The organism is Mumia flava (assembly GCF_002797495.1).
Lineage (GTDB): Bacteria > Actinomycetota > Actinomycetes > Propionibacteriales > Nocardioidaceae > Mumia > Mumia flava.
Window position 1 is genome coordinate 165,462 of record NZ_PGEZ01000001.1, and the last position, 13,302, is coordinate 178,763.

A 13,302-nucleotide genomic window follows, 5' to 3' on the forward strand; every position below is an offset into this window, starting at 1 on the left:
CCTCCGCGGTCTCGGTCGATGGGGGCAGCGGCACGTCTCAGTTCGGTCACGGTGCCCCCGAAGTCGTCAGGAACGGGTCGACTGCACCGGGTAGCGTGCGGTTCCATGCGTCCGATCCTCGTCGCGCTGGTGCTCGGGCTCGTCGGCGCGACGGTCGCTCTCGCACCGTCCGCGCCCGACGCGCACGCCGACGCCGCACCCACCCGTACGCTCGCCGTCGCGGGAGCCGGAGTCGGGATGTTCCCCGCGTTCGACCCGGCCGTCGAGCGCTACGCGGTGACGTCGGCGACCGACGAGATCACCGCACTGACGATCACGGCGACGACGAGCGACCCGGACGGCACGGTGCGGATCAACGGCCGTCCCGCCACCGGCGCCCGTACGATCTCGGGCCTGAGGCCCGGCGACGAGGTCTCGGTGATCTTCTCCGACAGCGGCGGGACGGCCGTGCACGCGCTGTTCGTCACCCCGGCCGGGTTCCCGACCCTCGAGCGGGTCGATGTCGGCGGCGACGGCGCCGGGATGCAGCCAGGCCACACGTTGCTCACGCTGACCACGTTCTTCGACGGACGGACGTACGAGGCCGCCGTGGACGCGAACGGCGTCCCGGTCTACGCCCGTCGGACCCCGAGCTCGACGGACTTCAAGCGGCAGCCCGACGGCAGACTCACCGTCTTTCGAGCGACCGAGACGGCGGGGCGGACCGGGTCCGCGATGGCCGTGCTGGACGACCGCATGGACGAGGTCGCGCGGTACGAGACGGTCGGCCTCGTCAACACCGACCCCCATGACTCCCTGGTGCTCCCGGACGGCACCCTGTACCTCATCGCGTACGAGCCCGATCCCGCCACCGGGCGGACCGACGCGGTGATCCAGCACCTCTCCGCATCACGCGATGTGCTGTGGGAGTGGAGCTCGGCCGATCACGTCGATCCCGATGCCGAGGCGGTGATCGACGCCGCCGGCGACTACGCGCACATCAACTCGATCGCCCTGATGCCCGACGGCGACGTCCTCGCGTCGTTCCGCCACCTCAGCTCCGTCTTCAAGATCGCGCGGACCGCCCACGACGGGTACGCCGAGGGTGAGGTCGTCTGGAAGCTGGGGGGCCGCGACAGCACCTTCGCCTTCGTCGACGAGCTCGGTGCTCCCATCCCCGGCGACGGCGGACCGTGCGCCCAGCACACCGCGACCGTGGTCGGCGACGACCGGATCCTGCTCTTCGACAACGGCGCATGGGCCCCGGGCCCGCTCTGCATCGACCCGGCGGATCCGACCGGGCCGGTGGTCGCCCGGACCCCGACCCGCGTCACCGAGTACGCCCTCGACACCGCCGCCGGGACGGCGACGCCGGTCTGGAACTACGAGGTCCCGGACCGGTACGCGATCTTCGCCGGCTCGGCCGAGCGCCTCGACAACGGCAACACGCTCGTGTCCTGGGCCTCGGAGCGCAAGGCGCTCGTCACCGAGGTGGATGCCGCGGGCGACCCGGTGTGGGAGCTCGTCGACCCCGCCTCTCCCAGCGACCTGAACCAGCGGCGTGCGAGCTACCGGGCGTTCCGCACGCCGGTCCCCGACGCCGTCGCGCCACGGGTGAGCCTGACCGGGCTGCCTGCGGGAAGCACGTACACCGAGGGCGCACGGGTGACGCCGCGCTACGCCTGCACCGACCGCGGCGGTTCGAGCCTGCGCACGTGCCGGGTCAGCGGCCTGAGGAACGGCCGGCTCGACACCTCCTCGCCCGGGCAGGCCCAGGTGCGCGTCTCCGCCACCGACGGCGCCGGCCACCGGACCGTGCTGACCCGCTCCTACCGCGTGGCCGCCGCGGCGCCGCCGCCCCGCTACCGGCCGGACGCGTCCGTACGGCGAGCCGACCGGCGCACCTACCGTGGCGACGGCGTGGTCGGTGCGGCCGGCCGCCAGACCGTGAAGGCGGGGATCGAGCGCCGCGGCCGCCGGGTCTTCGTCGTCCGGATCCGCAACACCGGCAACCGTCCCGAGCGGTTCCGGCTGCGCGGGAAGGCGGGAAACCGCAGGTTCGCCGTGACGTACCGCGTCGGAGGCCGGGACCGGACCCGCGCCGTCGTGCGGGGACGGTTCCGGACCGTACGGCTCGCTCCGGGGAGGTCGACGCTGGTCAAGGTCGCGGTCCGCCGGGCACGTTCGGCACCCGCCGGAGCGGAGCGGCGCTTCACCCTCCGAGCGACGTCGACGCACGGTCCCCGCCGTGACACGGTGGGCGCCCGCGTCGTCGCCCGCCGCCGTTAGCGACGGTCCGCGGGTCGCTGAGGCACCGGCGCCCCAGGGCCCGGAGCGCCCGGCACTACACTCCCTGCGGTGAGCACCCTGGCTGCGGACACGAGTCGCGCGATCCGGAGCCTGATCCCCGCAGGCACCACGCGCGGCCAGGTGGTCACGGCCGTCGCGGTCGCGATGATCCTCGCCCAGGTCGCGCTCCGTGCCTGGGCGACAGCCGGCGGCTGGTTCTACACCGACGACTTCATCTTCCTGTCCGACCTCGCCCGCGACGGGTTCTCCCTCGAGCACGTGCTGGCCCCGCACGACGCCCAGGTCATGCCGCTCGGCCTGCTGCTCGCTGCAGCGGTCGGCTCCGCGGGCGGGTTCGCGTGGGAGTGGGCCGCGGTCGAGATCGTGGCGCTCCAGGCGGCCGCGTCGGTCTCCTGCCTCGTGATGCTGCGGACGCTGTTCGGCCCACGCCCGGGCATCCTGCTGGCGCTCGGCTGGTACCTCACGTCGACCCTCGTCGTCCCGTCGACCATGTGGTGGGCGGTCGCGCTCAACCAGCTGCCGCTGCAGATCGTCCTCTTCCTGGCGGTCTCGGCGCACGTCGTCTACCTGCGCACCCGACGCGTGCGGTACGCGGTCGCGACCACCGCCGTCCTCGTCGTGGGCTACCTCGCCTACGCGAAGACGGCCGTCGTGCCGTTGCTGCTCGCCCTCCTGACCGTCCTGTGGTTCTCCTCGGGCGGGCCGCGCCGGCGCATCCTCGGCCCGCTGCGGCGGTTCTGGCCGGCGTGGCTGCTCTACGGGGCGGTGACCGCCGTGTACGCGGCCGTGTACGTCGCCGTGGTGGAGTCGATCAACCGGCTCCCCGGGCGCTCCGAGATCGACGGCCTGCTGGACGCGATGGTCCGCGAGACCGTCGTCCCCAGCCTGGTCGGAGGACCCTGGAGGTGGCAGGTGTTCAACGACCCGCTCCAGGTCGCGGCGCCGCAGGGCTGGGCGGCCGCGGCGGCCGCCGTGGCCGTGATCCTCGCGCTCGCGTACGTCCTGCTCACGCGCTCCCGCGCTGCACGGTCGCTCCTGCTCTGCGTGCTCTCCCTCGCGGCCAGCTTCGCGCTGCTCGCGACCAGCCGCGCGCAGGGGCTCGGCGCGCTCGTCGGGCTCGAGCCGCGCTACGTCTCGGACCTCGCCCCCGTCGTCGTGCTGGCCGGCGCCGCGATGTGCATGCCCGTCCTCGGTGCGATCGAGCCGAGCCGACGGCGCGAGCCTCCGCTGCTCGCGTGGACTCCCCCGCGGTGGGTCCCGGTCGCGGCCTGCGCCGCGCTCGTCGTCGGCGCCGCGGTCTCGACCGTGACCTACGTCGCGCCGTGGCACCGCGACTACCCGACCCGGGCCTTCGTCGAGCAGGCGGTGGAGGAGCTCGCCGACCAGCCGATCGTCCCGGCACTCGCCGACGTCTCCGTGCCGGACGACGTGATGTGGTCCAACACCTACCCGTACAACACGCCCTCCCACCTGCTCGCCCCCGTCGACGACCTCTTCACGACCCCGCGCATCGGTGAGGACCTCCAGGTGCTGAACGAGCTCGGCGAGCTCGCGCCCGCCTGGGTCCCCGAGGGCGTCGACGCGGTCACGGACACCGGCTCCGAGTGCGGCACGCTCGTCGAGGGACCGACCGAGATCGCGTTCCCGACGACGGCCTACGACTACCCTGAGCAGTGGCTCGCGATCTCCTACCTCGCCTTCGGGCCCGGCACCGTGACGGTCGAGACTCCACGCGAGTCGTTCGAGGCCGCAGCGCGCAAGGGAGCCCACACGATGTACGTCGACACCGTCGGCAACCTCGACGCGATCACCCTGACGCCGCCCGAGGGCGTGCGGATGTGCGTGAGCCGCGTCGTCGTCGGTGACCTCCTGGCCGGTTTCTCATGAGCACCACGGCTGATGCCGCCGCCGACCCGCTCGTGCCCGAGCGCGACGGCCGACCCGACCCGCAGAGCGTCTACCCCGTCCTCGACTCGTTGCGGGCCGTGGCCGCGATCGCGGTCGTCGCGACCCATGTCGCCTTCCTCAGCGGCTACTCCTCGACCGAGGGGTGGGGGACGCTCACGGCGCGCCTCGAGGTCGGGGTGGCGATCTTCTTCGTGCTGTCGGGATTCCTGCTGAGCCAGCCGTACCTGAAGGAGGCGGCGGCGCCGTCAGGGTTCCCCTCGACGCGGCACTACCTCTGGAAGCGGGCGATCCGCATCCTGCCGGTCTACTGGGTGAGCGTCGTCGCCGCACTGCTCCTGGTCGAGCAGCCCGAACCGCTCACGGCCTCGACGTGGTGGCACAACCTGACGCTGACCACGCTGTACGGGCAGGAGCCGTTCCCGCTCGGGCTCGGGCAGATGTGGAGCCTCGGCGTCGAGGTGACGTTCTACCTGATCCTGCCGCTGCTGGGGTGGTTCGCCGTCAAGGTCGTCTGCCGTCGAGGATGGCATCCCCGCGCGCTCCACGGTGTCGCAGCGGCGATGGTCCTGATCAGCGTCGCGTGGGACCTCGGCCTGGCCGGACTCGCGCCGGACAGCCTGTTCCTGGCCCCGCAGTGGCTGCCGGCGTACCTCGGCTGGTTCGGGGTCGGGCTGTCCCTCGCCGTCGTGACGACCGGGGCAGGCGTGTCGGCGCCGGACTCCCGCTGGTCGCAGTGGGTGCGCCACGCCGGCGCGAGCCCCTGGACGTGCTGGGGCATCGCGCTCGCTCTCCTCGCCGTCGCCTCGACACCGCTCGCCGGCCCCAGCGGGCTGGTGGCCCCCACCGCGGCGGAGACCACGGTGCGCACGCTGCTCTACGGCGCGATCGCCGGGATGCTCGTTCTGCCCGGCGTGCTGGCCCCACCGGCCACGAGGTTCGCCCGGCTCATGTCGGCGCCTGCCCTGCGCCACCTCGGCCGCACCTCGTACAGCCTCTTCTGCTGCCACCTCATCGTGCTCCACCTGCTGTACGAGTGGAGGGACTTCGAGATCGGTGGAGGGCAGGGCCCGATGATCTTCGCGTGGACCCTGGCCCTCAGCCTGGTGGTCGCCGAGGTGCTCTACCGGGTCGTCGAGCGTCCGGCGATGCGGCTGAGGAACCTCGGCCGCAGGCGAGGTCCGGGCACCACCAGCGAGGCGACCACGCCGAGCGACGCGACCACCAGCAGCTGAGGCCACGCGAGCTCACCGGCCCAGCCGGCCGAGCCGCCCCACGGACGTGCGGCGTAGCCGATCGCCGCGACCAGGAGCACGCACCCGGCGATCCATGCGAGGTCGTCCGCGGCCGCGCGTCGGCGCAGCGCACGCCCGAGCGCCCACGACCCGAGGGCGACCACCGCGCCGGCCGTCCCTGCGACCAGCCCGACCCCGAGGAGGAGAGCCGCCAGCAGGACGCCGCCGTGCCGACGACGACGCAGCGGCGTCGGGGCCGGCGCGGGATCCCGGCGGACGAAGAGCACGAGGAACAGCGCGAGGAAGGTCAGCGCGCCCACGACCAGCCCCGCGCGGTACGTCGAGTTGGGCTCGTAGTCGATGCTCAGCCGGTCGCTGCCGGCCGGTACGACCCAGCCCTGCTGCCACCCGTTCACCTGACGCGACGCGCGCCCCTCCGCGTCGCGCCATCCGGCGTTCACGTTCTCCGCGACCGTGACGAGGGTCGGCTCGTCCACCTCGCCGAACGTGAGCGTCCTGGCGTCGGTGCTCCACTCCTCGCGGTCCGCCCGTGCCGCCGCGGTCGCCGGCTCCGGGGAGCCGAGCGTCAGTCCGAGCGGCCGGGTGACGCCGTCTCCGACGACGCGGATCCGGTTCGCACCCTCGCTCAGTCGCAGCCGGTCGGCCCCGCAGACCTCCGCACGCATGTCGGCACCGGACAGCAGATCGGCCGCGGAGCCCGCCGGCCGGGTCTGCAGCAGCCGCCCGTTGACCTCCAGCGTGGGCCCGAGCCCGCACCGGCCCCATGCCTGGGTGGACGGCACCTGCGGGAACAGGCCCGTTCCCGGGAGCCTGACCTCGCTGACCCCGACGGGCAGGTCGTCGATCCCGCCGAACGCACCGAACGCACCTACCGGGTCCGTGGAACGCAGATGGACCTCGACCCGGTCCGTGCGGACCGCAGGGAACCGCGCGACGCCGTCCGCGTCCACCGCCACCTCGTGCTCGGTCCCGTCCGGGAACCGCAGGATCGCCTCCGTCGGAGCGGAGGCCGCGAGCGACGGGGACGTCTGCAGCTGGATCCGGTCGATCCTCCGCTGCCCCACCCAGGACAGGGCGAGGGTCGGGTCCTCGTCGGTCGGGTCCGCGACCCACCCGGTCCGCGGGTCGGCGTCGATCGCTCGTACGACGCTGTTGGCAGGCTCCTCGGTGAGGTACGAGCTCGCCCGGACCGCCGCCAGCCGCCCGGACTGGATCGCGTCGTCGAAGCCCGCGCCACCGACACCGGTGACCGTGAGCTCCGGCGTGTACTGCGCCGCGCGGGGAAGCGCCAGCTCGCGGTCGAGCACACGACCGTCCTCGCCCCACTGGGACGCACCCGCGACGCACGTGGTGACGCTGCCGGTCGGCAGGCACCCGACGCGTTCGGACCCGTCCACGCCGATCTGGATCTGCCGCGGCGGGTCCCACCCCTCGGGCAGCCGCGGCATCACGAGCGGACGGGTCACGTCGATCCCGTCGACCGCGACCTCGGCGATCGTGAGCGGCTCCAGCAGGGTGCCGCGACCGGACACCCGGATCGCATCGGTGGCCCCGTCCGGCAGAGCGACGGGCGTCGGCTCTCCCCCCTGCGCCGTGGTCTCGACGGACCCGGCGTCGGTGGTGACGACGATCCTGCGCGAGACGCCCGGCGGATCGCCGGTCGTGATCGTCGCCGTCGGCGCGCTGGTCGGCTGGCCGAGGTCGATCACGATCCACGAGTCGGTCTCCCCCGCGGCGGCACGCCAGCTCGTGCGCGGGTCGCCGTCGAAGGCCGACCACGGCTGGTCGGCCGGCACCACGGGGCCGCTCGCGTCGGCCCACGCCTGCGACGAGGAGGCCGTGATCCGCTCGGCCCCGTCGAGTCGCCGGACCGACGTACCGCGATCGGTCGGACTCACGACGTAGTCGTGGACGGGGCGCTCCAGCGTGTACGGCTGGTCGGCGGTCATCGACGCGGAGCGGTTGCGCACCACCCGGCCGAAGGTCGCCTCCTGCCGTCGGTCCGCGTCCGAGAGCACGACCGGGCCGGTCGGGCCCTCCCCGTCGTCGAGGTCGTCGACGAGCAGGGCGTTCACACCGGCGATGCTGCCCTGCTCGTCGGCCCGCAGCAGCGCCTGGGGGCCGCCGACGACCACGGGTGTCCCGTCGAGCGGCTGCGTCGACGCCGGGCCGCCCGCCGCGCCGACGACCGCGAAGATCTCGATCGCCGGCCGCTGCGCCTGCACCCCTTGGTTGACGAACACCGTGCGGCCCTCGTCGGTCTCGACCGTGCGAGCGCTGCCGAGCGTGGGCCCGAACCTCGCCACCGGAACCACGCCGGGCGTCTGCGCCAGCGTCGCGTAGACCCGTTCGGGGTCGGTGTGCTGGTCGCCGGGCTCCAGGTCGTTGCGGACCACGAGGAACCGCACGCCGCTGCGCTGCAGGTACGCAGCCAGCCCTGCGGAGCCGCGCCCGGTCGCGAGCCGCTGCTCGATCACGTCCATGGTGCGGATGTTGCCGCCGGGGGCGAGCGGGATGACGTTGCGGACGGCCCACGGGCTCTCGGCCAGCGGCTGGAGCACCTCGTCGCCGGTCCGACCCCACAGGTACGAGCCGAACGGCGAGGCCGGCTCGAGCAGCGCCCGCGTGCCGTCGTCGCGTGCGGCGAGCCAGTCCGCCGCCTCCTGCCAGTACGCCGGGACGTCGGTGAAGGTCCCGCGGTTCGCGAGCTGACCCGTCCACGCGGGGACCGTCGCGCCGAGCAGCGCCGCGCACGCCAGGACCGTGACGCCGAGGGCGAGCGGCGACCGCGTCGGCTCCACCGAGGGCCGCCGGCCGGCGCGGGCGCGGGCCGTGCCGGACAGGGCGGCGAGCAGGTGGACGAGCCCGAGCACGAGCGGGATCCGCAGGACGAGATCGAACTTGTGCGTGTTGCGCAACGGCGCGAGCGCCCCGTCGAGCGCCTGCTGAACGCTCGCGGCGCCCCACCCGTCGACGGTGCCGGTGTGACCGAGCGTGACCAGCACGAGCCCGAGGACGACGCCGGACAGCAGGAAGGCCCGGTGCGGGGTGCCGCGGCGCGCGATCCCGACGAGCCCCAACGCGGTGACCGCCGCGCCGTTGACGATCAGGGCGACCGAACGCAGCAGGTCGTTGCCGGCGACCGAGTTCGTGTCGACGTACGGCACCCAGTCGCTGGTCCCACGCAGCGCGTCGTACACCGTCGCGGGGAACGTCGTCACCGACGCGCTCTCGATGTAGTCGAGGAACGGAGGGCTGTAGCTCCCGAGCAGGAACAGCGGGATCAACCACCACGCCGTTCCCAGCAGGACGAACGCGGGCCACCACAGCATCAGTGCGCGACGGCGCGGGCTGGGCGCCGCCATCAGCAGCCAGAGGGCACCCAGCGGGATCACGGCGAAGGTCGCGACCGCGTTCACCCCGCCGACGCAGGCGACCGCGAACGCGCTCGCCGCCGCCATCCAGCGCGGGTCGCCGCGACGGAGCCCGATCACCAGCGGCACCAGGACCCACGGGGCGAGCGCCATCGGCCAGACCTCGATCGACGACGGCCCGATCACCGTGAGGATCCGCGGCGACAGGGCGTACGCGAGACCGCCGACGATCCGGCTCAGGTCGGTGCCGAGCCCCATCGCGGAGGCCAGCTTGACCATCCCGAGGAAGGCCAGGACCAGCAGCGCGGACCACCACAGCCGCTGGACCACCCACGGGTCGATCGACGCGAGCTTCCCTGCGAGGAAGAACGGACCCATCGGGAACAGGTACCCGTACGCCTGATTCTGGACCTGCCCGAACGCCCCGACGGAGTCCCACATGGACAGCGCCCGGGCGAGGAACCCTCCCGGGTCGACGACCAGGTCGAGCTTCGTGTCGGTGACGACGCGACCCGGGCTCTGGACGAACGTCAGGGCGACCAGACCGAGCGCGACGGCACCGAGCCGGAACCTCCGGGTGAAGCGGTCGGAGTCTGCGGATCGCGTGGTCACCGCTTGCGGCCGACGATCAGCAGGTTCCACGAGGTCACCTCCCGCAGCACCGGAACGTGGAGCGTCCACTGCGCCCACCAGGGGTGGTAGCGCGGGATCGTCGCGACGACGTCGAGCGCGTCGCAGCGTCGCGCCCAGCGCAGCCCGGCCGCCGCGGTCAGCGCGAACATCTGCGACCCGAAGTCGTTCTTCGGCCGTCTGCCGTGCTTGCGCGCGTACCGGTCGGCGGCGTAGCGCCCGCCCAGGTAGTGCCACGGCGACGTCTCGTGGCCACCCCACGGACCCCACCACAGCGTGTACGAGAGGTAGACGATCCCGCCCGGCCGCGTCACCCGGACCATCTCGTCGGCCATCCGCCACGGGTCGGGCACGTGCTCGAGCGCGTTGGAGGAGTACGCGACGTCGACGGAGTCGTCCGCGAACGGCAGCCGCTGGCCGTCGCCGCCGACGCGTCCCGCCAGCGCGTCCGGCGCGTACGCCGCGTCCAGCTCGCTCGCGTCCGGGTCGAGGAGCACGTAGTGCGCCCCCGCACGGGCGAACGACGGCGCGAAGTATCCCTTGCCACCGCCGACGTCGAGCACGCGTGCGCCCTCCAGCGACGTCCACCGACCGAGCTGCTCGACCGAGTCGTCACCCAGGACGGTGTAGAAGTGCTCGGGGTCGCTCTGCTCCTCGCCGAACGCCCGCAGCAGACGGACCGAGCGCGCCAGGTCGGGGCGTGCGCGACCGGTCCGGGACGACGAGGCCGAGACGTGGGGTGACACCCGGAGAAGGTACCCGACGCGAGGGTGGGACTCGTCACCTACTCGCTGGTAGCGTCGATCGGGTGAGCTCCCTCCCAGCGCACGCCGATCGACCGCACGTGCTGCTCTGCAACTGGCGCGACCTCCGCAACCCCGAAGGCGGCGGGTCCGAGCGCTACGTCGAGCAGGTCGCGCGCGGCCTGGTCCGCCGCGGCAACGACGTCACGATCTTCTGCGCTGCCCACGAGCACGCGCCGGACGACGAGGTCGTCGACGGCGTCCGCTACGTCCGCCGCGGCACCAAGACCGGGGTCTACCCGCACGCGCTCGCGCGTCTCCTGCTGCGCCGCTTCGGGCGGGTGGACGTCGTGGTCGACGTCCAGAACGGCCTTCCGTTCTTCACCCGCCTCGTGACCCGACGGCCGGTCGTCGTGCTCGTGCACCACGTCCACCGGGAGCAGTGGCCCGTCGTCTACCCCGGTCCGATCGGCCGCGTCGGCTGGTGGATCGAGTCGTGGCTCGCGCCGCGGCTGTACCGTCGCAGCCGCTACGTCGCGGTCTCCACCGCCACGCGCGACGAGCTGGTCGACCTCGGCGTCGACGCCGACCGGATCGACATCGTCCACAACGGCAACGACGTCGCGGACTCCGACCTGCCGGCACGCTCGGACAGCCCGCGCCTGTGCGTGGTGGGCCGGCTCGTCCCGCACAAGCGGGTCGAGCACGCGATCGACGTGGTCGCCGCGCTCGCACCGCAGATCGACGGACTGCACCTCGACGTCGTCGGCGACGGCTGGTGGCACGACAACCTGGTCGCGTACGCCGCCGAGCGGGGCGTGGCGGACCGCGTCACGTTCCACGGATTCGTCGACGACCGGACGAAGAACGAGATCTACGGGCAGGCCTGGGTCATGCTGCTGCCGTCCCTGAAGGAGGGCTGGGGCATCGTGATCGGCGAGGCCGGCACGCACGCCACCCCGACGATCGCGTACGCCTCGGCCGGCGGCACGCGGGAGTCGATCGACCACGACGTCTCCGGGGTCCTCGTCGACACCGAGGCCGAGCTGACCGAGGCGGCGCGGCGGCTGCTCACCGACACCGCCGAGCGCGGCCGTCTCGGCAAGGGCGCACGGGAGAAGTGCCACGCGTACACGTGGGAGCAGACGACGAGGGACTTCGCCACCGTGGTGACGAAGTCCCTCGTGAAGTCCTGAGCGTCCCCGCGCCCCCCGCGCGGGTCTGCTTCCTACTCGCCGGCGCCGTAGGGGACGACCTGCGTCTGCGGCTCGGCCGGGCTCGACTCGCTGTTGACCGAGACCACACCGACGACGGTCGCTCCTGCGAGAGCCGCGCCGGCGATGAGGGCGACGACGCCCGTGATCACGCTACCCACCAGTTACCTCCTCGGGATCGGCGTCATCGTAGCAGCCGCAGCGCGCGTTCCCCAGCGCCTTCGAGCACTTCCCCGAACGCGTCGGAGCCAGGGCCGGACGCGCCCGGGCCCGGGTCGTACGAGCCGGCGGACGCATCGAGCGCCGCAGCGGCGGACGGGAGGGCGTACAGGTCGACGACACCCGTCATCACGACCGGCCGCAGGTCCTCCAGGAACGCCGTCAGATCCGCCGCGTCCGCGCCCGGCGCGTCCCGGTCGACGACCACGAGGCCGATGTCCTCCTCGCGCAGCGCGGCGGACGGATCGGGGGACGCGAGCGCCCCCGCGACGGCCCGGGCACGCGGGTCCTCGCCGGCGATCACCCGCCCCGAGACCACCAGGTCGTCGGACACGACGGTGTCGCGCGGGAAGTAGCGACCGGACGGGTCGAGCACCGGGTGGCGGTGGTTCCACGACGGAGCGCGGTAGGCGTCGAACGGCAGCACGAGCACGTCCCCCTCGACGTCGCTGTCCGCGACCGCTGCCGCGACCTCGTCGTACGCGGCCGGGTACGCGACCGGACGTAGGGTGCCGGCGGCTCCCCAGGCGAGATCGGGCATCACCGCGATCGGCAGCAGCACCGCGACCACGAGCACACCTCGACCGGCGAAGCCGTCAGCGACCCGCCGAACGACGAAGCCCACGCCCGCCGCGACCCCCGCGGCCTCCAGCGGTGCCAGCAGCGCGAGATAGCGCGCGCCGTCACGCAGCAGCCCCGCGCCCGGAACCTCCACGACCAGCCACCGCAACAGGTCGGGGGCGAGCGTGCCGACGAGGGACAGCGCGAGCCCGACCGCCGCCGCCGGCAGGAGCGCGGCCACGAGGTGCCGCGACGCTCCCCCGGCCCGCCACGCCACCACCACACCGAGGGTCACCACAGCGACGAGCAGAGCCGTGGCGATGGCGGCCGTCGCCAGCGTGCGCGAGGTCGGCACGACCTGGGCGTTCCAGACGCCGCCGAGCGACAGGGCCGTCCCGAGGGTGCCGAGCATCCCCTCGGCGCGCAGCGCGAACGCCTCGACGCCGCCGGGGTCGCTGCGTCCGGTGCTCGGCCGCGAGAGCCCGGCGACGATCCACGGCAGGTTGACCACGACCGCGACGACCAGCGGGCGCCAGCACCGTCGAGCGGCCACCGAGACGGCGAGGATCACCCCGATGATCCCCGATGCCGGGGTCATCGCCGTCGCCGCCAGCGCGAGCACGAGGCGCAGCCACGGCGTCGGTCGCCCGGCGCGCACCTCCAGGCATGCCGACACCAGCCACGGCAGGCCCGCGTACCCCACCAGCAGCGGCCACTGACCCAGCACCAGCCGCTCGGCGACGTACGGGTTCCAGACGAACCAGGTCGCCCCGGCCAGAGCCGCACCCAGACCGAACGGCCGCTCGAGCAGGCGGAGCGCCCCGGCGCCGGCCAGTCCGAGAGCGGCGACCAGGATGACCTTCTGGAGCAGCCACCCCGGCACGACCAGGCTCGCGACCGCGACCACCGCGTCCGACGGCACCGCACGCGGGGCGGCCGTCCCCAGCCCCCACACGTCCGCACGGGTCACGTCCAGCCGCGGAACGAACACCATGTCGTAGGACAGCACGTACCCGGAGGCGAGCAGCGGAGCACAGACCGCGAGTGCGAGCACCCACGGCCACACGCTCCCGATGCGTCGTCGCCCCATCAGGCATGGTTATATCGCCTG

8 protein-coding genes are annotated in these 13,302 nt (G+C 73.6%); 4 read left to right on the top strand and 4 right to left on the bottom strand.

Annotation, left to right across the window (positions count from 1 at the left end; genetic code table 11):
* The first annotated feature begins 105 nt into the window (after positions 1 to 105).
* From CLV56_RS00825 to CLV56_RS00835, 3 genes are all read left to right on the top strand, one after another.
* Positions 106 to 2,268 (top strand): aryl-sulfate sulfotransferase, encoded by a 2,163-nt coding sequence (locus tag CLV56_RS00825; RefSeq protein WP_157805025.1) that lies wholly within the window; start codon positions 106 to 108, stop codon positions 2,266 to 2,268.
* Between the two features lie 69 nt (positions 2,269 to 2,337).
* Positions 2,338 to 4,176 carry a hypothetical protein gene (locus tag CLV56_RS00830; RefSeq protein WP_039340260.1) on the top strand — a complete coding sequence of 613 codons (1,839 nt, stop codon included), beginning with the start codon at positions 2,338 to 2,340 and terminating at the stop codon, positions 4,174 to 4,176.
* Entirely contained in the window at positions 4,173 to 5,429 is a 1,257-nt protein-coding gene (locus tag CLV56_RS00835) for an acyltransferase family protein (protein WP_100414237.1), read from the top strand. The genes CLV56_RS00830 and CLV56_RS00835 overlap by 4 nt, the downstream gene beginning before the upstream one ends.
* On the opposite strand, the gene CLV56_RS00840 is transcribed toward CLV56_RS00835, so the two are convergent.
* Together CLV56_RS00840 and CLV56_RS00845 are read right to left on the bottom strand one after the other, a co-directional pair.
* Positions 5,318 to 9,436 carry an alpha-(1->3)-arabinofuranosyltransferase gene (locus tag CLV56_RS00840; RefSeq protein WP_039340256.1) on the bottom strand — a complete coding sequence of 1,373 codons (4,119 nt, stop codon included), beginning with the start codon at positions 9,434 to 9,436 and terminating at the stop codon, positions 5,318 to 5,320. The two genes, CLV56_RS00835 and CLV56_RS00840, sit on opposite strands and share 112 nt — an antisense overlap.
* On the bottom strand, positions 9,433 to 10,200 hold the full coding sequence (locus tag CLV56_RS00845; RefSeq protein ID WP_170224744.1) for a class I SAM-dependent methyltransferase: 768 nt from the start codon (positions 10,198 to 10,200) through the stop codon (positions 9,433 to 9,435). Before CLV56_RS00845 ends, CLV56_RS00840 begins: the two co-directional genes overlap by 4 nt.
* Before the next feature lie 62 nt (positions 10,201 to 10,262).
* Here CLV56_RS00845 and CLV56_RS00850 point away from each other — a divergent pair, with 62 nt between their 5' ends.
* A complete protein-coding gene (locus CLV56_RS00850) occupies positions 10,263 to 11,393 on the top strand; it encodes a glycosyltransferase family 4 protein (protein ID WP_245857483.1) in 1,131 nt (376 codons plus the stop codon).
* Positions 11,394 to 11,425: 32 nt separating this feature from the next.
* Here the strand turns inward: CLV56_RS00850 and CLV56_RS20440 are convergent, their stop codons facing one another.
* Both CLV56_RS20440 and CLV56_RS00855 read right to left on the bottom strand, forming a co-directional pair.
* Entirely contained in the window at positions 11,426 to 11,572 is a 147-nt protein-coding gene (locus tag CLV56_RS20440) for a hypothetical protein (protein WP_157805026.1), read from the bottom strand.
* Positions 11,573 to 11,595: 23 nt separating this feature from the next.
* Entirely contained in the window at positions 11,596 to 13,281 is a 1,686-nt protein-coding gene (locus CLV56_RS00855) for an MmpA family trehalose lipid delivery protein (protein WP_039340253.1), read from the bottom strand.
* Positions 13,282 to 13,302: the final 21 nt, after the last annotated feature.

Coding starts and splice junctions, on each gene's coding strand:
- CLV56_RS00825 (WP_157805025.1), top strand. CDS start 106: ATGCGTCCGATCCTCGTCGCGCTGGTGCTCGGGCTCGTCGGCGCGACG.
- CLV56_RS00835 (WP_100414237.1), top strand. CDS start 4,173: ATGAGCACCACGGCTGATGCCGCCGCCGACCCGCTCGTGCCCGAGCGC.
- CLV56_RS00855 (WP_039340253.1), bottom strand. CDS start 13,281: ATGGGGCGACGACGCATCGGGAGCGTGTGGCCGTGGGTGCTCGCACTC.